The sequence below is a fragment of the Aestuariibaculum scopimerae genome (genome assembly GCF_059428085.1).
Genome location: NZ_CM182089.1, coordinates 3,494,624 through 3,519,459, shown reverse-complemented (window position 1 = coordinate 3,519,459; position 24,836 = coordinate 3,494,624). Strand labels below are relative to the sequence as shown.

The 24,836-nt window shown below is 33.0% G+C and carries 14 protein-coding genes; all 14 read right to left on the bottom strand.

What is annotated here, in order from left to right; genetic code table 11:
* Positions 1 to 181: 181 nt before the first annotated feature.
* Positions 182 to 1,504 carry an L-fucose:H+ symporter permease gene (gene fucP, locus AC5SR4_RS15155; RefSeq protein ID WP_495357121.1) on the bottom strand — a complete coding sequence of 441 codons (1,323 nt, stop codon included), beginning with the start codon at positions 1,502 to 1,504 and terminating at the stop codon, positions 182 to 184.
* 9 nt (positions 1,505 to 1,513) lie between these two features.
* Entirely contained in the window at positions 1,514 to 2,653 is a 1,140-nt protein-coding gene (locus tag AC5SR4_RS15150) for an acyltransferase family protein (RefSeq protein ID WP_495357120.1), read from the bottom strand.
* Positions 2,654 to 2,671: 18 nt separating this feature from the next.
* Complete coding sequence (locus tag AC5SR4_RS15145; protein ID WP_495357119.1) at positions 2,672 to 4,249, bottom strand: solute:sodium symporter family transporter; 1,578 nt, start codon at positions 4,247 to 4,249, stop codon at positions 2,672 to 2,674.
* Between the two features lie 213 nt (positions 4,250 to 4,462).
* A complete protein-coding gene (locus AC5SR4_RS15140) occupies positions 4,463 to 5,335 on the bottom strand; it encodes an inositol oxygenase family protein (RefSeq protein WP_495357118.1) in 873 nt (290 codons plus the stop codon).
* 139 nt (positions 5,336 to 5,474) lie between these two features.
* Positions 5,475 to 7,478: an alpha-L-arabinofuranosidase C-terminal domain-containing protein gene (locus tag AC5SR4_RS15135; protein ID WP_495357117.1), complete on the bottom strand. Its 2,004-nt coding sequence runs from the start codon at positions 7,476 to 7,478 to the stop codon at positions 5,475 to 5,477.
* A 182-nt stretch (positions 7,479 to 7,660) separates the two neighbouring features.
* Complete coding sequence (locus AC5SR4_RS15130) at positions 7,661 to 11,692, bottom strand: hybrid sensor histidine kinase/response regulator transcription factor (protein ID WP_495357116.1); 4,032 nt, start codon at positions 11,690 to 11,692, stop codon at positions 7,661 to 7,663.
* 55 nt (positions 11,693 to 11,747) lie between these two features.
* Positions 11,748 to 13,571, bottom strand: a complete 1,824-nt coding sequence (locus AC5SR4_RS15125) for a metallophosphoesterase (protein ID WP_495357115.1) — start codon at positions 13,569 to 13,571, stop codon at positions 11,748 to 11,750.
* A 34-nt stretch (positions 13,572 to 13,605) separates the two neighbouring features.
* Complete coding sequence (locus AC5SR4_RS15120) at positions 13,606 to 15,624, bottom strand: glycoside hydrolase family 2 protein (protein WP_495357114.1); 2,019 nt, start codon at positions 15,622 to 15,624, stop codon at positions 13,606 to 13,608.
* A 54-nt stretch (positions 15,625 to 15,678) separates the two neighbouring features.
* A complete protein-coding gene (locus tag AC5SR4_RS15115; RefSeq protein WP_495357113.1) occupies positions 15,679 to 18,645 on the bottom strand; it encodes a glycosyl hydrolase 115 family protein in 2,967 nt (988 codons plus the stop codon).
* On the bottom strand, positions 18,632 to 19,717 hold the full coding sequence (locus AC5SR4_RS15110) for a phosphatidylinositol-specific phospholipase C1-like protein (RefSeq protein ID WP_495357112.1): 1,086 nt from the start codon (positions 19,715 to 19,717) through the stop codon (positions 18,632 to 18,634). The genes AC5SR4_RS15115 and AC5SR4_RS15110 overlap by 14 nt, the downstream gene beginning before the upstream one ends.
* A gap of 110 nt (positions 19,718 to 19,827) precedes the next feature.
* Entirely contained in the window at positions 19,828 to 20,025 is a 198-nt protein-coding gene (locus AC5SR4_RS15105; protein ID WP_495357111.1) for a hypothetical protein, read from the bottom strand.
* A 50-nt stretch (positions 20,026 to 20,075) separates the two neighbouring features.
* The gene (locus tag AC5SR4_RS15100; RefSeq protein WP_495357110.1) at positions 20,076 to 21,821 is read right to left on the bottom strand and encodes a hypothetical protein; all 1,746 of its coding nucleotides are present in this window, start codon (positions 21,819 to 21,821) and stop codon (positions 20,076 to 20,078) included.
* Between the two features lie 125 nt (positions 21,822 to 21,946).
* The gene (locus AC5SR4_RS15095; protein WP_495357109.1) at positions 21,947 to 22,513 is read right to left on the bottom strand and encodes a hypothetical protein; all 567 of its coding nucleotides are present in this window, start codon (positions 22,511 to 22,513) and stop codon (positions 21,947 to 21,949) included.
* A 7-nt stretch (positions 22,514 to 22,520) separates the two neighbouring features.
* Complete coding sequence (locus tag AC5SR4_RS15090; protein ID WP_495357108.1) at positions 22,521 to 24,830, bottom strand: GH92 family glycosyl hydrolase; 2,310 nt, start codon at positions 24,828 to 24,830, stop codon at positions 22,521 to 22,523.
* Between the last annotated feature and the right edge of the window lie 6 nt (positions 24,831 to 24,836).

The window sequence follows — 24,836 nt, the reverse complement described above, 5'->3', positions numbered from 1 at the left end:
TTTTAAGCAAAGTTCAAGTTACATAACGCAGAACATTATAGTCCAAATATATAGTAATTTCTGTATAGCCGTTTTTTAGGCTATTTATACATAATTGTAGATAAGGTAGCGACTCTAGAAACTGAGTTCAAGCCATAATAGTTCAAAAAATCTACAATTTGGTTATTGATAATTATATGTTCTATAATTCATTATCATAAGTTTCATATCTTTTATAAACCCTTAGGCCATACCAAGCAATATAAACAAAACAAATAAGCGGAAGTATAAACGAAAAATTAACTTCATACACACCTAATATTTTAGTATCGGCGACACCATTCCCTCCTACGTCTATAATTATACCTTGAAGTTTTGGCATCAAAGCACCTCCAACTATAGCCATAATTAAGCCAGCAGAACCCACTTTAGATTGTTCTTCTGTTAAATCGCCTAAAGCAATACCATATATAGTTGGAAACATTAGAGACATACAAAAGGAGATGCCAACTAAACTATACAAGCCTACTATTCCTTGTATCCAGATAGTTCCTCCAGTAAAAATAATGGCTAGGATAGCAAAGTACATGAGCAGTTTACCAGAACTTATAAAGCGCAGTAAGTAAGTTCCAACAGCACGACCTATAGTAAATATTATAAAAGCCCCCATTTGGTAATATCCCGCAGTGACGCTATCCATCAGTATCGCTTCTGCATATTGATAAATATAGGTCCAGCACATAATTTGAGCGCCCACATATAAAATCTGGGCTAAAACGCCTAATACATACTTTTTATTTTTGCTTAAAACAACAAAGGTATCCCCTATTTTTGGCATCCCTCCTTCCTCTTTTGATTGAGGCATTTTACTTACCACGAATAGAACAAAAACACCTATTAAGACTAATCCTAAAATAACATAGGGATCTCGTATCACTAATAAATCTGAGGTTTTAATTAAAACTTTTGAAGCTTCATCCAAGGCACTAAAATCTTTTATATCATCTGATTGTAAATTTTTCAAAACAAATTGTTGTGCTACAAACAAACCTAATATTAGACCTACCGGATTAAAAGCTTGTGCTAAATTTAAACGCTGAGTTGCCGTTTCTTTGGCTCCCATTGCTAAAGCGTATGGATTTGCTGCTGTTTCTAAAAATGCCAATCCAAAAGTTAGAATATATAATCCTATACAGAAAAACACAAAACTTTCTGATTGGGCAGCCGGATAAAATAACAAAGCGCCTATGGCATATAATGCTAAACCAATTAAAACACCTGTTTTATAAGAATATTTACGCATAAACATAGCTGCTGGCAAAGCCATACAAAAATAACCTCCATAAAACGCCATTTGCACCCAAGCTGCTTGTGAGTTAGATAATTCCAATACTTTTTTAAATGCTTGTACCATGGGATCTGTTACTGCATTTGCGAAGCCCCATAACATAAAAAGGGAGGTGACTAAAATAAAGGGAATTAACACCTTTTTTGATACTACAGGTACTTTTTTAATTGCTTCCATTTAATGTAATTATATTTTTATATAAATCCGATTTTCATCAAGCCACCATCCTAACCACCAACACAATAGCATAAACACTAATGCTGTAACTAAAGCCCCAAAAGATCCTGGGAATATATTTTGAAAAACTTTTTCGCTTATCCATTCAAAAAGGTCTAGCCCAGAGCTTGTTTTCATTTGACGTAAAGAGACATAGAACAACTCTGAAAACAAATAAATAAACAATGGATTTTTGCCAAAAACATCAAAAAACTTAACACCAGACTTTACGTTTTGTATTTCGATAGCATAAATCAAAATAGCCATTATAGATAAATCCAATCCTATAGTATAAAGAGTAAATGAGCTTGTCCAAAGTTTTTTTGAAATTGGAAATACTAAATCCCACCAAAGCGCCAATGAAGCCAGAAGAAATCCTACTATAAGTAATTTGGAAATCCCCTCATACGTCTTCCCCTTTTTTTGAACAAAAACTCCTGCCATATATCCCGCCAGTACATTTACTATAGCTGGCAACGTACTTAAAACACCTTCGGGATCAAACGGAATACTGTCTTTTTTATAAATATGCCCCTCACCCAACAAACTTAAATCCAATTTAGTTACAGCGTTAGTCGCCATATCCAAAACGCCATCAGGCTCCCCAAACACATATAAAATCACCCAATAGGCCAGCAGAATGCTCCCCGACAAAATTAAAGCAACCCTTTGTGATAAATAATAAAAAATAATGGATGCAAAAAAATAACACAAAGCAATACGCTGTAATACACCCATAACACGAGTCTCGCTGAATGGTTTTAGTTCCCATGAGCCATTTGTTTGTTGAAAAAATGGAAACCAATACATTAAATACCCAATCAAAAAAATAAGAAAGGTGCGTTTCAATATTTTTTTCCAAACAAAACTTGATGGGGCAGATCTTAGTTTTCCCATTGAAAAACTCATGGCATTGCCCATTGCAAATAGAAATGAAGGAAACACCAAATCGGCAAGCGTAAAACCAAACCAATTAGCATGTACCAAATAAGGATATAAATTGGCTCCTGTACCTGGTGTGTTTACAACAATCATTAAACAAATTGTCAACCCTCTAAAAACATCAAGAGACAAAAACCTTTTGGACTCTTTTCTTAGTATTTCTTCCATTTAATTTATTATGATAATCTAATTTTTACCCAATAGCACGTATATAAGTAAGGTAACAAAGCAAAGTAAAATAGACATGGTTTTGGTATGCTTCCATGCTTTCATATCTACTATGTGTAAATCTTCCTGTTGAAAATCAGAATTAGCAGGATAATAATAAGACACGATAAACATGACGGCTAAATTCAATAAAAACTCAATACCCCATAGATGCACAAAGTGAATATCAACTTTAAAAACAAACGTTGTTAAAACATAAAATAAGAGTCCTACAAAAAGTGATGCTTTTGCTCCCATAGCTGAGACTTTTTTAAGAAAAAACCCTGCTAACATAATAGAGGCTATTGGTATAAAAAAGATCCCGTTTAATTGTTGTAATAATTGATATAAACCATCTGGAGCATTAGCAACCATAGGCGCTGCTAATATTCCAAAAACGGCTAGAATGGTAGAGATTAGCTTTCCGACTCGAACTAATTTTTTGTCGCTGATATTTTCATCCAAATGCCTTTTATAAATATCGATACTAAATATGGTTGCCGCACTATTCAAAACACTATTAAAGGTACTTAAAACAGCTCCTAGTATAATGGCAGCAAAAACACCAACCAACCCAATGGGCAACACTTTCTTGATTAGTTCTGGATAAATCATATCTTGATTATCATATAAAGCATCACCAAAATAATAATACCCAATAACGCCAGGCAAAATGATAATAATGGGAACCAATATTTTTAAAACGCCCGTAAAAAGTAATCCTTTTTGAGCTTCAACCAAATTTTTTGCACCAAACGCACGTTGTATTATGGTTTGATTCATACTCCAGAAATAAAGTTGATTAATAATCAATCCCGTAAAAAGAACACTAAATGGTAATACCGAATCTTCAGTTCCTATAACATTAAATTTCTCTGGGCGATGCTTATATACTTTACTTAAACCTTCCAGAGGATTGCCATCTCCAATACTTATAAGAGCCAATAAAGGAATAAGAAGCCCTCCTATTAAAAGGCCATAGCCATTAATAGTATCTGATATGGCCACCGCTTTTAAACCCCCAAAAATGGCATAAACAGAGCCTAAAACACCTATGGATACGACCGTAATCCATAACCCTTCTTCTTTTGAAACATTTAAAACTTCTGAAATATTAAAGATACTTTCAATATTTATGGCACCCGTATAAAGAACTATGGGGATTAAAGTTACTATAAACGAAATCATTAAAAATAATGCCACTAAAGTTCTGGTGGTATTATCAAATCTTTTTTCTAAATACTGGGGAATTGTAGTAAGTCCCATTTTTAGATATTTTGGGATAAAATAAATAGCGGCCGCTACTAAGGCTAGTGCAGATGTTACTTCCCAAGCTATAATAATAAATCCGTTTTTATAGGATGATCCGTTCATTCCTATGAGGTGTTCTGTTGAAATATTAGTAAGTAACATGGATCCTGCAATGACTACGCCCGTTAAACTTCTACCTCCAAGAAAATAACCATCTTGTGAGTTTAGTTTTTCTTTTCTTAGTTTAAACCAAGAATAAAAGGCGACAAATGCCGTAAAGGCTACAAAAGTAATAACAGTATACATGCTTAGTTAGTTCGTTTTTTGGTTAGTTGATTTAGATTCCTGGGTTTATAGGAATCATATTTGCATTCTAAAAAGAGGTTATCTGAAAAGTCCATTTATAAGTAATTGCAACATTGAGGACAGTCGAAATACGTTGGTAGTCTGACTAACAAGGTTTTCGACTACGCTCAAACTGACACTAAGGTTGACTTTTTAGAAGACAGCCCTCTTATTTTAAAACTTTAGTTTCTCTGGCAAATATTTCGCTACCAATTCTTTATAATAAGGAAGCAATGCCTTGGCGTCTGGTTTTACAGGAGCCTTTGTGTATAAATCGTAAGGATTAAACTTTTTTACCCACTCAAACATTTCAACATCTTTATCATTCATTAAATGTGCATAAGCATTATCTCTATGCTGTGAATAAAAAGAATGAAATCTAATCATATATAAAGCTGGTTCAGGTAAGTAATCTTTCATTATTTGATATAGATATTCATCATGCCCCCAACTCATTTTCACTTCATCAAGTCCGCAATTTTCTGAATAAACACCAAACTTAGTATTGAAGCGTTCGTCGTTATAATCAGGATTATCTTTAAAAAATTCTGGGTACACTATCTTATCTGAATATGCACAGCCAACAGGAAATGTATCACCAACAACGGCCCATTGTGGCTCACCAAACAAACATAAAACTTTTCCAAGATCATGTAAAAAACCAGTAAGTACAAACCAATCTGGATGTCCATCGGCTCTAATGGCTTCAGAAGTTTGTAATAGGTGTTGTGTTTGATCTAAATCGATATCTGGGTCACTGTCATCTACCAACGTGTTTAAAAATTCTACGGCCTCCCAAATGGACATTTCCTTTTTGTTAAACTTCAAAAATTCTTCCTCCTTACTACAAACAAAATCATAGGTTTGATAGGTGTGATTTATTCTATAAAACTCCTTGACTGTTTCCTGTCTATCAGAATCTACATAATTTCTAAATTCCTCCTTTTCCTTTTTCTTAACAGATGGATCCGGATATCTCTTTAGTAAATCATCTTCCCACGCATCTAAATTATGTAATGGATTGTCTGTATCTATTGGTTTTTTCATAAGAATTACATTAAAAAGTTAGAAGACCAAATTATAAATTGAAATAAATATTACAATGGATAATTCCATCAAAAACATGGATAAAATTTAAATTAAAACCATACAATTCAATTAATTACCCTTAAAAACAGCTTACAATCTACTTCTCATGCCAAAAGTCTTCATCTTTAAATTTCACGGGCTCATAACTATTGTTCACTTTTACAAGCTTATTTAATTCTAGAACTTTACCTCCACCTGCTTGAAAATATTCTAACCTGAAAGGATAAAATCCTTTTCCTAAATATTTGATTCCTTCACGTTCTACTGTCCCATGGCGACCATCATTATTAATGACCATATTATTATTTATAAACAGTTTAGCACCATCATCTGAGGCTAATGAAAAGTTATATAATCCATCCTTTTCAATTTTAATAAAACCATCATAAATCAATAGAAAATTACTTCCAGGAATATCTTCAGGAAATACAATATTGTTTACCAAGCCCGTTTTTATAGGTTGTAAATTTTTATAATCGGGAAGCACTTCCCAATCACCATCATAAAGTTTGTACTTAATGCCTTTTACTGGCTTTTTAAGTTTAACGGATTCGTTATCTAAATTTAAGTTACCATCTACCTCCAGTGTTATTACTGAATGTGGTGGTATATTTATAGTTAACTGATTCTTTTTAAAACTGAAATCTGAGAATAATTTATCACTAATTTGAATAGGATCATCAAAGCTATTGTAGGCATTCAGCTTATTGGCTGTTATAATTTTACCTGTTATGCCTAGCGGATCGAATCCTTTTAAATTGCATACTAATTTTTCGTTTTTGGTGGCGTGCAAATTACAAATGGAAATATGCATTTTACCATCATTATCGATTGAAGATGACATATTAAGTGCAGGAACAGATGCACCTTCATACATATAATTTTCACAACTCAATTCTGACGGCACCAAATAAGCATCTTGGTGAACTTTAAACATATCAAAAACATAATACGTTGGTGTAAGCACCATGTTTTCTCCTTTGGTAAGTATCATGGACTGAAGCACATTAACGACTTGCGCAATACAAGTCATTTTAACGCGATCGCTATGATTGTTAAATATATTCAGGTTGACGCCTGCGACTAACGCATCACGTAATGAATTCTGCTGATATAAAAATCCAGGATTTGTATTTGGCTCGACGTCAAACCAAGTCCCCCACTCGTCTACCACAAGTCCTACTTTTTTATAGGGATCATACGTATCCATAATCGCGGCATGTTTTTCTATAATTTCCTCCATTTTAAGCGTAGATTGCATCACCTTAAACCATTCACTTTCTTTAAAATTTGTGGCCGAACCATTCAAAGTTGTGTAATAATGAAGTGATATTCCCCAAAAATGAGTACCTGTTTCTCGCATCAAAACATCGGTCCAATTGTAATCGGTCGCATTTGGACCAACTGCAATTTGCTTTAAATTATTGGAACCATAATTTTTAAGAAATGTAGAAAATTGGAGTGCTTTGTCTGCATAGTATTGTGCTTTCATTTTTCCACCACAACCCCAAGATTCATTACCAACACCCCAAAATTTAACACCGTATGATTTTTCTCGACCGTTCCGTTTACGCAGATCAGTCATTGGGCTCACGTTATCTGAATTAAGGTATTCAACCCACTGAGACATTTCTTGAACCGTTCCGCTTCCTAAGTTTCCGCTTATGTAAGCTTCACAATCTAGCTTTTGACACAAATCCATAAATTCGTCGGTTCCAAAACTATTGTCTTCTGTTACAACACCCCAATTGGTATTTATCATTTTTGGTCTGTCTTTTGTTAAACCGATACCATCCTTCCAGTGGTATTCATCAGCAAAACAACCACCAGGCCAACGCAATGCTGGTACATGTAGTTTTTTTAGAGCTTCCACAACATCCGTTCTAATACCTGCTTGGTTTGGAATTTTAGAGTCCTTCCCTACCCAAATACCATCATAAATACAATTCCCTAAATGTTCAGAAAACTGACTATATATGTATTTGCTAATAATATTGTTATTGTCACTTGTAGCATCTATGGTTGCTGTATTTGTTGTTTGTGCAGAGGTTGTAAAAGCTATAGCAACCACTATGGCAAGGCTTAGTAATTTTTTATTCATTTTATCCAGTTTATTTTGAAATCTTTATAATAAACAAAACTATAAATCGTGATTCTAAAAGCTCAATGATTAAAAAGACTTATTATTGATTTCGAAAATAAAATTTATAAGATTAAAGGAAATGGATGAATACATCAAAAACATGGATTTATTATAATCTGTCTATGTTTTAATAAAAAGCACTAATTAATTAACTTACTAGGTGGAAAACCAAATTGTTTTTTAAAACATCTGCTAAAATATAAGGGATCATTAAAACCAACTAAACTTGTAACTTCTGAAACATTATATTTTTTTGTTTTTAAAAGTTGAGCCGATTTTTTTAAACGCATGGTTCTAATAAACTCATTGGGTGCCAAATCGGTTAATTCTTTTATTTTTCGATATAGCTTTGAAGAACTCACTCCCAATTCATTACATAAATATGAAGTAGATAAGTCTAATTCACTTAAATTATCATCTATTAAAGTCGTGACTTTTTTCATAAACTCTTCATCAATTGGGGAATGGGTCAGCAATCCTACTTCGCTTTCCACTTCACCAGAAAATTTAGCTTTCAATTCCAACCGTGTCTTAATAATGTTCTCAATTACTGTTTTTAAAAGTGAAGGATCAAAAGGTTTTACTAAATAGGCATCTGCTCCAATACCATACCCTTTTACTTTATCTTCGTTTTCAGAAAGTGCTGTTAACAAAACAACAGGGATGTGACTTATAAACTCGTCTTTTTTTAATTCTTCACAAAAATTAAGTCCGTTCATAACTGGCATCATGATATCGGCAACACAAATAATAGGTTTAATTTGTCTGCAAATCCGTAACCCTTCGTCGCCATTTTCTGCATCGTAAACCTTGTAATAATCAGATAAATAGTCAACTAAATATTTTCTAAGTTCATTATTGTCTTCAATAACTAATATTTTTTGTTTTAACTCTGTACTTTGAATTATTTTCTTAGCCGGCAAAACTGGAATTATTGGTTCACTTCCATCTTTTAGATTATATTCAAAAACTTCTTTGTCTTTATAAAGGTTACGATCTATAGGAATCTCCACTGTAAACACACTTCCTTTGTTTGGTTTACTCTCTACTTTTATAGTTCCTTTATGAAGTTCTACCAGCGATTTTACTAACGATAAACCTATACCAGAACCCGTGTTGTTTTCCTTACTATTACTGGCTTGATAAAATCGCGTGAAAATCTTTTCTTGGCTCTTTAATGGAATGCCTATGCCATCATCAATGACTTCAATAACTAAAGAATCTTCACTGCCGTTTTTTAACCTAATAAACAAGTCTACATTACCATATTTATTTGTAAACTTTAAAGCATTTGACAATAGGTTATAAAGGATTTTGTCATACTTATCATTATCTACCCAACCCACAATATTTTCATTTTCCGAAATAAAATTCAACTGGATTTTCTTATTGTAAGCCAGTTCTTTAAACGATTCAAAAATATTTCTGGAATAACCTACGATATCTGTTTTTGAAACTTTAAGTTTTAATTCCCCCGTTTGTGCTTTTCTAAAATCCAGCACTTGATTTACTAACGTCAACAACCTACTGGCGCTTTGATGAATAAGATTAAATCTGCTTTTTTGATAATCTGTAGCAGTTTCTTTTCCTTCTTCCATTAACTGTTTAGCAGGCCCTAGAATAAGTGTTAATGGGGTTCTTAATTCATGTGATATATTGGTAAAAAACCGAAGTTTTTCATTATTTAATTTCACATCGCGCTCTCTATTTACTTTCTCTGTAAGTAATTCTTGTTTTAATCTAATTCTGTTTTTAACTTCTCTTCTTATAAAATAGAAAAGAGAGAGGCAAACAACTACGAATAAGATAAATGCTTGGGGCGTTAACCAAAAAGGGGGCATTATTTTTATTTGATAAGAAGCAACCTCGCTCCAATAACCGTAGCTATTACTTGCTCTTACTTTAAACACATAATCGCCTGGAAACAGGTTTGTGTATTGCACAGTCCTGGAATTACTGTTGGTCGTTATCCAATTCTCATCAAACTCCTCCAACATGTATTGAAATTTATTAAGTCTTTCGTTTGTAAATGATGGTGCTGAAAACTGTAATGAAAAATTACGATTCGCATAGTTTAGCTCTACATTTTTAGTATAATTAAAGTTCTTCAAAAGCGGCACTTGCCCATTAATATTCATGCCTGGAAATATTTCCCTATTCTGTATTTTAAATTCGGTAATCATTGGTTTTGGCGAATAGGTGTTGTCTTTTATATTATCTGGCGAAAAATAAATGACCCCATATTTGCCACCCACATAAATCCGTGAATTATTAAAATTATAGAACCCTTTCGAACTAAATACATCTAATCTATTACCGCTCATTACATGATAAACGTTTGCTGTTTTTAGCGTTGGATTATATTTCGCGATACTATTGTTATTTATGTTCAACCATAAATTATCATTAGTATCTAAAGTCATATCCGTAATCCATTTTCCACGCAATTCCTTCGGTTCAGAAATAAGCTCAAATTCATCCTTTTCTGGCACATAAATAGCCATTCCATTTCGTGTTGCCGCCCAAACTTTTTTATTTGAATCAATTAAAATATCACTCAAATTGTCTTGCGGCAGTCCATTCTTCTTTTCCGGATCATACTTAAATAATTTCGTGGCTTTTGTCACAAAATGATGTCTTACCAAACCTCCTTCAGTTGCAAGCCACAAATCATCATCAACTTTTTTTATAGTATTAATTTCAAAATTAGGCAACAATCTCCCATTAGATCGTTTTGGAATTAGCGTTTTAGAATCTAAAACAACAACACCCTCACCAAAAGATCCCACAAGCAAGGTATTGTCATTGTATTTTAAAAATGTAGAAACAGATGCATTGGCAAAACCTGGATCAACGACTTTTGATGTGTTTTTTATGTAATCGTAAACTAATATGTCCCCATTCCATAAACCGCAATAAAAGGTGTTACCATCTTCAGAATAAATACACGAAATATCCATCTTAGCATTATGTAAGGGAAAGAAAGTCTTTCCTTTAGAAATAAAAAGCCCATTATGCCAAGTGGCTACAATGATTTTTTCATCATACGTTTTAGCAAACCCTCTAACCCTAGGAATTTGGTCGCCAGTATAGAAAGCAATATCATTATTTATATTAAATTGGTTTTCATAAGGGTCATACTTATCCAATCCGTCTTCCGTACCAATCCACAAAACCCCTGAAGCGTCAAAATAAAGAACAGAAATCAAGTTATCTACTAAAGATGTATTATCTGTTAATATGGAATAGTACCATTGAAACTCACCCTTTTCAATATCTTCCAATTGGTCACATACTAAAAGCCCTCCTAAAGTCCCAATCCAGAATTTACCATCAGGAGCACGTGCTATTGATACGAAATAAGGACCTATTTTTTCTCTAAGCAAATCGTCTTTAACATATATATTTATAAAAGTATTAGAAGCTTTATCCAGCTTATAAAGACCTTCTCTAGTACCTACAAAAATATCCGACTTGAAATCTTCATATATAAAATTTAAATAGGGATTTATATTATTTGAATTTGGAATTGATAATGTATAGGTTCTTAATTCTACAATATTCCCGGTATTGTCTAAAGAAATCTTTGCAACCGAAGCAGTATCATAACTCCCTATCCAAATATTCCCTTTACTGTCTTCATAAATTTCCTTGACATAATTAAATCCTGGGAGATCAATCTTTACAAATTTATTTTCTTCTTTATAAAACAAATAAACACCTGCGCTTTTAGTGCCTACCCAAATTCTATTAAATTTATCTACATAAACAGAACGAATTTCTTCATCAGGCAAACTGTTTGGATTATTTTTTTCTGGCAAAAAAGTGGTAAACTCTTGAGTATCCAGTTTTAATAACGTTAGCCCTACTCTTGTGCCAATCCAAAGATTATTGGATTTTTCGTCCAACTCCAAAGCCGTTATATCATTACTATATATGCTATTTTCTTCTTGAGTAGAGCTTAAATAATTTGCAAAATGATACCCATCAAAACGATTGAGTCCGGAAAAAGTACCTAACCATAAAAAACCTTGCTTGTCTTGCACAATATGTCTTATCGAATTATGGGAAAGCCCATTATCATCATTATAATGCTCAAATTTTATGTTCTGCGAATTGGAAACACAAAAATTAATTAAGAAAAAAAGCAAAATGAATGCATGTTTGTTCATAAAATGAATTGTACTGTGTGATTTGCTAATTTAAAATAATTATACTTCATATTTATTAAGATGCTATACGTTCTATTAGGTTTGTCTTTAAGTTTATTTTAAAATGCTTCGAAGGTTGACCTTTTGTTGCTTTATAAAATATTTTAGACCATAAAACAAAATTTTCATTATTTGATTTTTCAAGCTGCCCGCAAACCATTTGGTATTGTTTTAATCTTTTAGTCCCAATCTCCTGAAAGGCTAGTTCATCGGCACTCCTCAATCTGTAATAATCAAAAATCATATCATAGCCTGTCCACAATTCAAAATCTTGAATCGTTAAATTATTAGCTAATAATTGCGTCTCAATTTCTGAAACATTTTTATTTAATAATAGTAAATCTTTACCCGAAAGTTTAACAATTGATTCTAAAAATTCAATAGGAAAATCGTTTGGCAAAAACCTAAGTCGCACCAATTCCTTTAAATGCCATGCTGTAAAATCTTTATAATTTATAGACTTAAGTATGTCTTTATTCCAAATAGTTGAATTTTCCAAATCTTGTAAATAGGCATATTCTTTTTCATAAAAGGGGAAAAGATTATCAAATTTAGCAACAGAATCCACAACGACTGTTTCTACCTCAACTTCTGAAGAAGAATGAATAGTAAGTATTTTATAGGCAGGCATATAAGCGGCTAACGAAGGTGTTTGAATATTAAACAAGGTATTGTCTTGTGCTGTTGTCCTCACACCTGTATCATTAATATGCATGTGTCCACCAAAATGAATTTGAATGCCTGCATCGGCAAATGTTTTGGCGACATCTTCATTTGGGACTCTTTGTAGTTGTATTTTATTGACCCCAAAAAGTGATTCCATTTCTGCTGAAGCATCATCATTAAAATCGACCATAGGGTAATGACTAAAAGCAATTAATAGCTTCCCTTTTTCCTTGGCTTGAGTCGAAACTTTTTTCACCCAATCAACCAGATGGCTTTTATATAAAAGCACATTATTATAACCTATGCTTGCTCCCGAAAAATTTTTTGGACTATCCAGATCTCCCGATAATTCTTCAACAGGAACGTAAGCATTGGCATCGATAGCCAATAACCAAATTCCTTTTAGCGGTTCGACCAAATAACTCGCATCCGGAAGAAACAGATTAGTGTTTTTGATAGCATAAGTTCTTTTATCCAATGACGCTTCTTTTAAGGCTTTATTAAGCGTATAGTCTTCATAAGTATAATTGGTAAAAGGAGTTTCCCAATACACATATTTTTTTTGAGGAAAGAATCCGAAATCAGCCATTTCCTGTGTCATTTCTTTATAGCCCCAGTTCTTGATATCCGAGGTGATTATGGGCTCTAATTCGTCTTCTCCGACCGTTAATTTAGCTCTTGAACTTATAATGATTTGTTCTTTACCGCCTTTTCCCAAAAAATCGGTTTTGCCAGCATCTTGAGAAAAAGGTCTTACCACATCATGATTTCCTGTTGTAACAAAAAAAGACATTCCATACTTATTGGAATATTCGTTAAATATTTGTCTTAATCCTCTAATATGAATAGGTTGCCCATCATCACTAAAATCACCAGGAAGGACTACCGTTTTTATTCCTCTTCTCGAAATATCATTCAATGCCTCTAAAAAAGCAAAGTAGTTTTCATTAAAAATTCGGGTAGATTGCAATTGCGAACGCATGGTTCTGATATTTGCATATTCACCAGTTTCTGGATTTTGGATTCCTTTGTAACTACTATCTTGAAATTCACCATAAATATCAGCAAAATGAGCATCGGCTATAAAGGCTATCTGAACATTCTCTACCGCTATTTTTTGCTTTGGTTTACAAGAAATTAAAAAAACAAATATGATACATAATAATCTGAACATCTAAGTAATTTTCGTTTTCATAAATTCAGTTTTATCAATATTCAATTACTACAAACCCACCTGGTCTTATAATTTGAAAAGCAAACTTTGGATTTATTTGTTTCAAATCTGTGGTAAAATTATCTTCCGCATTTAAAGTGGGTAAATTTATTTCAACCAACTTATTTTCGTTTGTTTGATATTGTAATTTATAACCTCTAAGTGTATAAGCAGGAATATTATTTTTGACTTTGATTTCTATTTTCGCTGTTGAACTGTTTACTCGTTCTACTTTAGTTATATCTATTGGAGACGCTAATTGTTTTAAAACATAGTAAGATGGCTTTGGGTTTAAGGCAACATCTGTAATACCGTGTCTTCTAATTTTAAATTTACCAAAACCTTCTTCCCCCATTTGAGTACGATAATCATTCAAACAAAAATAAATATAACCCATAACATAAGGATGGCTGCTCCATTCTTTTATATGAAAAAGCATATCATCAATTCTACGCGTATCGCCTCCAGAATTTGCTGGTTCACACAAGCCGTTTTCTGTTATAAGTAATGGTCTTTTTCCAATGGCATTTTTAACTACATCAAATTTATTTGGCAATTCATTTCGATCTTTTCCATGCCATGTACCAATATATTCATTCCAAGTAGGAATATCGCAAAGTAAAGATTCATCATCTTTTTGCTTTTGCCAAATACGATTAGAAATAATGGTTACAAACCTTGTTGAATCCTTTGCTTTTACAAAATCACGAAGTTCTATATAGGCGCTTTTATCTGTATCTCCATTTATTTCGTTGCTAATACCCCATGAAAAAATGCTTGCATGATTATAATGTGTTTCTATCATATCTGTCAATTGTTTGTGTGCCGTATTAACAAGTTCGGGCGTTAACCTTTTAGGGTTTTGCCACCAAGGCAATTCTTCTTGGACCAAAATACCATACTTATCCAGGAGACTTAGCATATAATCATCTTGCTGCCAATGAAAACGAGTAACACATACATTTAAGTCTTTCATGCTACGAACAATGGAATCCATATAACTACGTGGTTCAGCTATACCGTATTTAGGATTACTCCCTGGCATATACTCTAATCCTGGTAACCTAACTGGTTCTCCGTTTAGAAAAAATTGTTCACCTATAATTTCCACGTCTTTAAAACCGAAAACAGAAACTTCTTTATCGGATACACCTTCTTCGGTGGTAATAACACTTTTAAGCTCATATAAATTAGGCGCATCAAAATGCCATGGTTTTATTTTTCCTAATGGAATATTTAATGAGCACTCGCCATCTATCGCTTGTAATTCTTGTTCAAGAAATTTAATGCTTTCTCCTGTTTCTTTATCTTTAATAATAAAGCTTAGAGCTACGTTGCCTATATCCTTTTCCCAAAACTTGACAGCTATTTTTATAATTCCTGAACTGTCTTGTAAATTTATTTCTGGATTGATATGCACATATTTAAAAGATGGTTTTCCTGTAGATTCAAGTGAAACCGAACGAATAATTCCACCGTCGTTCGACCAATCAAAAGAAGTGTCGTATGGCAAGTTATTTTCTGAAAATTCATTGTTAACAGATACTACAACTGTATTTGCTTTTTCAAACGACACAAAATTTGTTATATCAATTATAAAAGGGGTGTATCCTGCATTTAAGTTTTCTCCAACTTTTTCTCCATTTACATAAACCACAGCATCATGATAAACAGCTTCAAATTTAATTCTCACATTTTTACCCTTCCAATCTATAGGCAATTTAATTTCTTTTTGATACCATGCTAATCCTGCATAGTCTTCGGTACCTTCTTCAATATTCCAAGTATGAGGCACTTTTACTTCATAAGATGATTTTGCTGGAATACCATTTTTCCAATTCTCTTTTAAGCCTGTTGCTATTGAATCTATTGCAAAATCCCAATTACCATCAAGAGATATTAATGCTGTATTAGGTTCTTTATTTACTATTTTTTTAGAAGATTGGTCTTTACAATTTGTGACTACTAATACACTAAACAGTAGAAATATTAACTTATAAATTTTATGCTTCATTGTATTTGTTAATACTGGTTTAATTTTATTCTTTACTTAAACATGTTTTACACTTTAATCTTTAATTTTAGTTTCTTTCGGAAAAGCATATGATTTTTTCCAGCCACCCAAATCAATTAAAATTTGATCTAACATAACCCCAGAATCGACCATCCAGATTTTTAATGTATGTTTTCCTGCTTTGTTTACAATCTGTTTTACAGATTGTACACTGGCATTTTTAAGCACATTTTGTTTCCATGCATCACTTCTTCCAAAAGTTTGAAAATCAACTATTACAGGTTCGGCATCATCGATTGCAACAGCACAACGCACACCTCTTCCTTCATAGTTAGCGTGTGTAGGAACAGCTTGCATTCTTACATCAACCTCACCAAAATTAAAGGCATAAAAATCGTATTCTAGTAATGGACTATTTTGCTGAATCAATTTTAAATCTGTTTCAGAATTTACGCTTCTAGGTAAGGCTGTAATTACTTTTCCTGTATACCCCAAACCTTCAAATAATTCCCAAGAAGCTTCTAACCCATTTACTTTTCTTGAAAAATTTTCAGCATTTATAGATACAAAGCCTTTATCTTCAACAAAACCTGAGAAATCTTCCAACGCTTCAAATTTAGGATTATAGACAGACACACCTATAGTTACAGTATGATCTCCACTAACAAAATCTATAGCGCTATTCACTTTGTAACTTGGAGGAATCAATTGAAAATCATGACCTAAAGGCGCTTCTTTTTGGTTTTGTCCTTTAGGTACTTTATCCCAATCAATGCTTACCCATAAACGTTTTTGTTGTTCACCAGATTCATTTGTTAAAACGCCTTTTGTTTCTGAAATTTTAATCCAATCATTTTTCGGAATTGCTTTCCACTCTACATTGCCTTTACCTTTTAAAAAGACATCAATAAAATAATGATTGTCTGTATAACTATTAAAAACAGGTAAAACATCAGCATAACTATTTACTATATCATGATTGACTTCCATTTCATAACCTTCTAATGCAAGACCTAATGCGGGTTTTTCTTTTGAATCAACAACAGAATAAACTGGTTTGGAAAACACTGGCAAAAATCTAGGTTGCATCGTCATGATGTGATTCCATTTTCCTTGCGCTAGCGTTTTGTTATAATAATTGGTTTCTTTTAAAATGCGATTATAAGCATTTGCTGATTGCTCTCCATAAAAATGAGCACTTGCTTTTCCCTGTTGTGCCGAAAACTTATTTTTATAATGATAGAGCCATTTGTGATTTAATTTTGAAGCACCAATTACTGGATAATACACTAACTGATAAAAAGCATCTTTACGACTTTCTGTGATAGTATTATATAGGCGTTCTGTGGTTTCAACTAAATGTCCATAGGCATTTATCCTACTCGTTACCTCATCACCATAATGATACTGTGTCAATTCTGTTTCGCCAGCTTTAGTAACTGGTTCTACCTGACTCCAAGCCATAAACTCCGGACGACGAATATAAGCCAGTCGATTATTTTCAAACATTAAATTGGTGATTTCAGTAGCATTTTCTTTTCCAAATTCTCTGGCTGCCCAATATTTCAGATGTGTTCTTATAGAACTACTTTTATCAAAAGTGTCCATATTCCAAGCCATATCTAAAAACAATTCTATATTGTATTCATGAGGTTTGATGTCTCCACAGTTCAAAATCCATAAATTACGAGATTGAAATTCGTAAGCTTTAGACATTTCTTCCCACATTAAAACAGGATTCGTAGAATTTAGCCATAAGTAATCATGAGGACGCCCCCAATAGGACGTATGATAATACACGCCGGCTCCACCAGAACGCCTTTGCTCTTCAGCGTTGCTAAACTGACGCATGTAACCATAATTATCATCAGTCCATACCAGCGTAATATCTTCCGGTAATTGCAAACCTTTCTGATAATAAGTCAAAACTTCTTTATATGGCACAAAGGCTTGTGGAATTGTATTAGGACGCTTCTTGGTTTCCTTTTTTAAAATCGCCCTCTGGTCTGATATTATATTTTCTAATAATTGCACTTGTTGGTCTGTATCATCTTCTCCAACAATCATTGGGGAATCATGTTCTCCACGCATTCCTGTAGTATAAATATTTTCAAATTTTGCTGCTTCTTTTACGCGTTTTGTAAATAAGCCTTTTATGATTTCAGAATTGGTATCATAGCGATATTCACCCATCGTTTCATGATTCCATTCTGTGTTAATGTTACTCAACATGGGTTCTGCATGCGATGAACCAATAATAATGGCATAATCATCTGCTACCTGCTTATTTTTTGGGTAGGAATAAAATGGTTTGGTACTTCTATGCATTGCAGGCCAAATGGTATTTGCTCGTAAACGCAATAAAAGCTCAAATACTTTGGAATAGGTTTTTGGTCCGATATCTCCAATTTCGGGTTCGAAATTTAAAGCTGCCCATCGTTGTAACCCCCAATCTTCATCATTTAAAAAAATTCCACGATATTTCACGGATGGCTCTTTAGAAACTTCATTTTGAACTGAAAGTATTATTTCATCTCGTTTTTCTGGAGTCACATCTGCCCACCATTCCCAAGGGGAAACTCCAATCATTCTGGAGACTTCAAGTATACCATATGCTGTTCCTCTTCTATCTGACCCTACAATTACCAAGGCTTGATTGACGCCTTTAAAAGGATTCTTAACCACTTGAATACTAAAACGCTCCCAAGTATTCTTTATGATTGAAACATTTATTTTGTTCGATTTAATGAGTTTCTCTATAAGCTTATTGTTGCCAATAGTCCCAGCTAGAATAATATTATCACCTAATTCATTCAAAACCTTAATAGTTCTTCCTGTGGTGTTTTTTATATCGGATGCCAACATTTTCGCGGCAATTTCAACCACTTTCGCATCTTTTTTATCGATGACAATGCTGCAGGACTCCGTCGCTTTTACAATTGAAAAGTCAAGTGTATTTTGAGCATTAAGAAAAGCTATTTGAAACAAAAGCAAGGGAATAAAAACTTTAAATATCTTCATGGTTATTTTTTATTCTTTCAAAAGTATCATTATCAAAGGACACTATAAAATTGGATTGAAATAAGGTTGATGGTATATAATAGTCCGTTGAAATTATTTGTGCTCCAGACTCTTTGGCTTTTTCAAAAGGGATATAATTATTAGTTCTCGCTTCTTTAGTGCCAGAATCAGCTCTTGTACGAACGATATATCCTTTGGCAACTAATTCTTTTATATAATCAAAATCCTTAATAGGGTCGTTTATAATTCTAAAGGCTGCTTCTGGGCGTCCTTCTATACTATTTACAAATAAAATCCTATCTTTTAACGAAGGATGACCATCTAAATACATATTGATTTTATCTTCTTTTTCATCTAAGACAAAAAGAAAACGCCCTTTAACACCAGTCAATTCAGGCCAACCATTTTTAAGAATTGCTTCTTCTAATGTTTTATAATTACCTCTAACCAAATCGGGGGTAATTAATTGGCTTTGCGGAAGCACACTTTTAATCTCGGTATCAATACTACTTAAAGCCAATGCCGAAAATGGTAATGGCTCTCGCAAATTTTCTATCACTTGATCCTTTGTATTCATTAAAATGAAAATTGGAGTATGATTTGGATTAGTGTCTGACCATTTTTTTAGAACGACTAAAGCATCTTTAAATAACAAAAAGTGGCTTCTAAAATCAATATCTTGAATATGAAAGATTTTTAAACCTGGCGCATTAAGTTTCTGCTCTTTATCAAAAACTTGGGGTTCCTCTCCCAAAGATTTCACTATTTCCAATCCTTTAGGATTCGAATAATAACCACCATTGGGATCGTAAAAAACATCTAATTCTAAATTCCGTAAACCTAAATCTAATTGCTTCTCTAATGCTAAATGTGTGTATTGTAATGATTTTGCTTTGGAAGAATCTAATTGAAATATATAATTAAATAAAGGTTTTTCAATAGCAACTTTATAAGAATTATGACTTCCTATAACCTGTATATCATTTAAACGCACATCACTATTACCACAACTATAAATACATGTAGCTATGATAAATAGAAAAAAATACTGTTTTCGAATAGTACAGTTCATTTGAGTTTTTAATTAATAATTTCAATTTTTTGATCTTTCATATCATTGTCTGAAAATGATGAACCAACCTTTTTAAATATATTTGATAGTTTTTTTTACTAAAATTAGAATTAATAAATCTTAAGCACAATAGGTGTAACTTTATTGTTTTTCTCTTCTAGACTAACGCTTAATCCTTTCTTGTTGAATTTATACGACCCAACTTTTCCTCCCAACATATCTACCTTTTCATATTTTTCATTATAATAAGGACTTTTTGTTGATAAAGATTTAATCAATACATCCTGATTATTTTCGGGCCATTCCATAATTACTTAATTTGCTAATTTCAACATGTTATTCTAAATCATTAAACTTACTAACCAATAAACATAGAGTGTTGAAAAGGCGTATATCCTGTAAGGTAAACATGCACACCGTCTGTTCGTAAACTACCCTTATGATATGTATATTGCTCACTGTCTAGATTATTTATTTTACTATGTTCCATTTTTCCAGGACCAAACTGAATTACATCAGATCCCATAGATAATTCACCTAACCCCGATTTTAAGAAATAATTACCATATTCATCCTTTTTTGCTCCAGAAATCAAACTTCCTTCTTTAAAACACATTTCTATAGTAACTTCAACTTTTGGAGGTCCATCCACTTTAAAATCTAAACTTAATTTTCCATTGTTTTCGGTAATTTCTATAACTGAAACTTGAGTTTTTACATTGCTTTTTGTTCTTGAATTAAAGGCCATCTTATTCCAAAAACGTCTATCTTGTGAAGGAGATAATTTATAATCTCCATCGGCTTTATGAAATTCTGGGTCTAGTGGTTGGTAATAGTCGGCTTCCTTAGTTTCCTTTAAGATATATTTATTACCTACTTTAACCAGACCATCACTACTAAAATACCCCATTCTGAAAAACGACGTAGAAAGTCGCACATACTTAAGTATCGCCTCGCCTTTTCGCATCATTAAAAAATTAGGATTTGATGATCTACCAGATATAATCATAACTGGTTTGTCATTTCCACCAAATATGGTTACTGATGTTTTTCCGCGTCTAATTCTAGCTAAATTAGAGACTGCAAAAATCTTTTCAAAATCATTTTCTATAGAATTCCGGACTGAAATTTGTTTTTGAAGTTCACTGTTTTCCATAAAATGTACCAAAGCATGTGATAAAATATTATTAGAAAATTCAGGAAGATGCTCTATTAAATGAACCATATGAGCAAATATTGGATTATTGGTTTGAATAGCCATATATCTATATTGCAAATAAAACTTTGAAACATCTAGTTCCATAAATTGATCCTGTCTTCTTGAATCAACAGTTACTAAATCGCCATTGGTTTCGGTATAATAATAGTAAGTTGTAAGATTTGCTCGTACTTTATCTAATAATTCTGGTTTATTTAGCAATCTAGCCATAGTAATAAACGCTTTATTAATAACGTTCGAATACACACCACTTCGTTCCAAATAATGTCCGTCAGCATTTAAATAGATGCCTTCTGCTAGCCATTGGTTAATTCTTCGAATATATCTGGCGTCAGGATATAACGAATTGATATTCGCTAATGCAGCTGAAATAACCCATCTATGATTTGGTGTGTGAACACCACCTGTTATCATGGCTTCTCCTGCTTTTACAATAAAGGCTTTTAATTTATCTCTAAGACTTTGTGATTCTGTTTGTTTATTTATATTTAAAACGGTCGCAGCGGCACATAAATACTCTAAGACAAAAGCAGTATCTGGTGGTGATTGTCTATTGCCTCCAGCATCTAGAGTTCCGTCATCATATTGATTATCTAACAAAACATCTAAGACTTGATTCAACCTTTCTTCAAGAGGTTTTGATTCATAGTAAACCGATTTAGAATGAGATAAAGAAGCAGACATCATGGAAACCTCTGCTGCTAATGGTCTAAAGTTATTTATTTTACGCTTTGATTTAAACCATCCTTTTTCTAAAATGCCTTTAACACTAGCATCATTATTTAAAAGAAGTTTTTTCATTAATTGAATATCCACTTCTTTAGTATATTCTTTAAAAAATGTATTATTTGCAAAAGTCACATCAGCAACTAAGCTACTAGCCAATGTTAAACTACTTAATCTTATAAATTCACTACGACTTATTTGATTTTTCAAACTATTCTCTTTGGCGTATTACATTTAAAAAGTATTCTCAATATAACATATTACCTTCATTACTTCTAAAATCGTCAATTATTTGCAATTTCTGTTAATGTAAAATTTATCCCCAATGGGTTTTTAGTCATTTTACATAGTAAGGGAAGTTTAGGATTTTGTAAAATCCAGATTTCAGTTTCATCAATCTGAGCCACTACATGCCAAGTTGGTATTGCTTTTCCGTCTATGACTACAGGATTTTTTTCTTCTCTTTTATCTAATACATACGTAGTATTATTATAAACAAATTGATTGTTTTTTAATAAATCCTGGTAAGCTGATTGCGAAATCATAAAAAACGTTTCCGTGGGTTTCAAAACTAAAATTGGCGTATTTTCACCTTGGTTAAAACTCAATTCCGTGCCGCTTTTAACCGCTTCGGGCATCGTTCTGATACTGCTTTTTACGCCTCTCGTTTCCAAGTTTAGCACCAACGTATCCGAAGTCATTTCTGTAGTTAGCGTCAACGTTCTTGTCTGTCCATGCAACTTACAGATATAATGTAAGTTCGTATTATTTTTAATTGATGGTATATTATTTTGTGCCAAACATATATGATACATTGTACAAAAAATGATTGCTATAATGATGTTTCTCATATCTTAATTATTTTGTTGGTGGCAACATAGTGGTTCCCCAAGTGGATGGTTTTGATGTCATTTCTAAAGTTAATTCACCACCATTAACGATGTCTTCATGTAAAATCCATGCTTTATTATAGGGTTCTCCGTTTAATAAGGCTGATTTGATATACTTCTTTTTATCACTCAAATTTTTAGTGGAAATCTTAAAAGACTTGCCTGCTTCTAGCTGTAACGTGGTTTCCTTAATTAAAGGTGTATTTATTAAATAATATGGCTGACCAGCATTGGGATACAATCCCATCATGTGAAAAGCCAACCAAGAAGACATAGCTCCAGAGTCGTCGTTACCAGGCAAACCCTTTGGCGAACTATTGAAATTATTTTTGATGATAGTACGTATCCTATCACTGCTTAAGTCTGGACGACCAATCCAATGGTACATGGTAGGTGCTAAAAAAGAAGGTTCGTTCGATACATCATACAATTCCTTTTCAAAAAACGTATCCAATCTGTTTTTAAAAGCTAAATCTCCTCCAGACCTAGCAACAACTTCAGGAATATCATGAGGGATGCTTAAAGAATATTCCCAAGAAGTTCCTTCATAAAAAAACACACACCAGTGGCAAACATACCAAGGAGATTCTGTAATTGTTGGCGTATATCTAAAAGTTGGTTTCTGAATTTTTGATTCACCAAAAACCACATCATCTAACCAATTTCCTGAAACATCTTTGGGCATAATAAATCCTTTAGAACCATTATCTTCATAATCAGCTCTCCAAAGGTTTTTCCAGTATTCCGACTGCTTGATATATCTATCATAAATAGCGGTTTGGTTTAAACCCTTGGCTACTGTAGCGATATTGTAATCATTATAAGCATAGTCAATGGTTCTGTTACCGGCTCTGTCTATACCGTAAGGAATATACCCCAAGCGCAAATAATCTACCAATCCACCGCGTCCTTCTTTTTCTTCATTACCTCCAGGAGGTACCTCAGCATCTTTCAGCATGGCTTTTAGTGCCAATTCATAATCTATACCTTTTAAATTCTTTACAAAGGCATCGGCAATTACTGTTTCAGCATTAGAGCCACCTTGAGTTCGTCCGTTTTCGTTTCCGCTTCTGCCTTCTGGCAAATAGCCGTCACGCTTATAAATATTCAACATCGCATTAATAATCTCAACTTCTCGGTCTGGATCTATAAGTGTGATTAACGGACTAGATGTTCTAAACGTGTCCCAAATACAATAAAAATCATCGTAATAGGGTTCATCATTAGTCCATAAAGGGTTTTCTCCAGTTCTATCAACAGGCATGATCATGGTGTGATACAAACCTGTATAAAACATTTTTTTATAATCTTCCGAAGTATCTGGCGATAGTGTGATACGGCTTAACAAGTGTTCCCATTTATTTTCTAACGCTAACAAAACAACATTAAAATCCCAATGCGGAATCTCTACCTCAATATTATTTTTTGCTTTTAACGAACTTAAAAACGAGATCCCGATTTTAACATTGAGTTCTTTTTTTCCTTGATTACCAAAAGAGAGTAAAGCACCTGTTTTTTTACCTGAATCAAATTGAGATGGTTGATTAACATAAAACCTACCATCTTTCCAAGTGACATAATTTGCTATTGGCTGATCGAAAGTAGCCCAAAAGTAAACAGTATAAGCACTACCATTATTCCAACCACCTCTAATTCGGCTGTAACCTCTAACTTCTGTATCTGAAACTACTTCAATTTGAGAGCCTACAAATTGTTGTGCTTCTCTAGCATCTGGATTTGGCTCTTTTGGTTCTCCTAAAAAGAAACCTGGATCAATCTTTAGATCTTTAGTTGCTTTTTCAGGATAAGTAATTCTATAAAATGATACTTTTTCTCCTGTAGTTATTTCTGTTTTTATTTGATTTTCCTTAAAAACAGTTTCATAGTATCCCAGTTTTACATTTTCTTCTTGTCTAAATGAGGTTTGGTCTATCTTATTTAATTCGCCCGAAAATGGCATGATTTGTATGTTTCCGTATTTTGGTCCGCCGCCAGTACCACTAACATGCACTTGACTAAATCCTGTTACTTCTTTTGGCATGGGCAACCAACCACTATTCGGACTTACGGTACAATCTGGACTTGGTTTCACCATTCCAAATGGGCATGACGGACCGATGAATACGCGTCCATCTCCCTCTGAGCCAATCATGGGATCTACATAAGTATGGTGTTTTTCTTGAGCATTGCTACTATTAAAAAGAAATACCAAAAACACAAAAAATATTATTTTTTTTATTGATTCAATATGCCGATTATTAATAAAAGGTTTTATCATAATACT

Coding starts and splice junctions, on each gene's coding strand:
- AC5SR4_RS15105 (WP_495357111.1), bottom strand. CDS start 20,025: ATGGAATGGCCCGAAAATAATCAGGATGTATTGATTAAATCTTTATCA.
- AC5SR4_RS15135 (WP_495357117.1), bottom strand. CDS start 7,478: ATGAATAAAAAATTACTAAGCCTTGCCATAGTGGTTGCTATAGCTTTT.
- AC5SR4_RS15095 (WP_495357109.1), bottom strand. CDS start 22,513: ATGAGAAACATCATTATAGCAATCATTTTTTGTACAATGTATCATATA.
- AC5SR4_RS15115 (WP_495357113.1), bottom strand. CDS start 18,645: ATGAAGATATTTAAAGTTTTTATTCCCTTGCTTTTGTTTCAAATAGCT.
- AC5SR4_RS15145 (WP_495357119.1), bottom strand. CDS start 4,249: ATGTATACTGTTATTACTTTTGTAGCCTTTACGGCATTTGTCGCCTTT.
- AC5SR4_RS15090 (WP_495357108.1), bottom strand. CDS start 24,830: ATGATAAAACCTTTTATTAATAATCGGCATATTGAATCAATAAAAAAA.
- AC5SR4_RS15110 (WP_495357112.1), bottom strand. CDS start 19,717: ATGAACTGTACTATTCGAAAACAGTATTTTTTTCTATTTATCATAGCT.
- AC5SR4_RS15130 (WP_495357116.1), bottom strand. CDS start 11,692: ATGAACAAACATGCATTCATTTTGCTTTTTTTCTTAATTAATTTTTGT.
- AC5SR4_RS15120 (WP_495357114.1), bottom strand. CDS start 15,624: ATGAAGCATAAAATTTATAAGTTAATATTTCTACTGTTTAGTGTATTA.
- fucP (WP_495357121.1), bottom strand. CDS start 1,504: ATGGAAGCAATTAAAAAAGTACCTGTAGTATCAAAAAAGGTGTTAATT.
- AC5SR4_RS15125 (WP_495357115.1), bottom strand. CDS start 13,571: ATGTTCAGATTATTATGTATCATATTTGTTTTTTTAATTTCTTGTAAA.
- AC5SR4_RS15140 (WP_495357118.1), bottom strand. CDS start 5,335: ATGAAAAAACCAATAGATACAGACAATCCATTACATAATTTAGATGCG.
- AC5SR4_RS15150 (WP_495357120.1), bottom strand. CDS start 2,653: ATGGAAGAAATACTAAGAAAAGAGTCCAAAAGGTTTTTGTCTCTTGAT.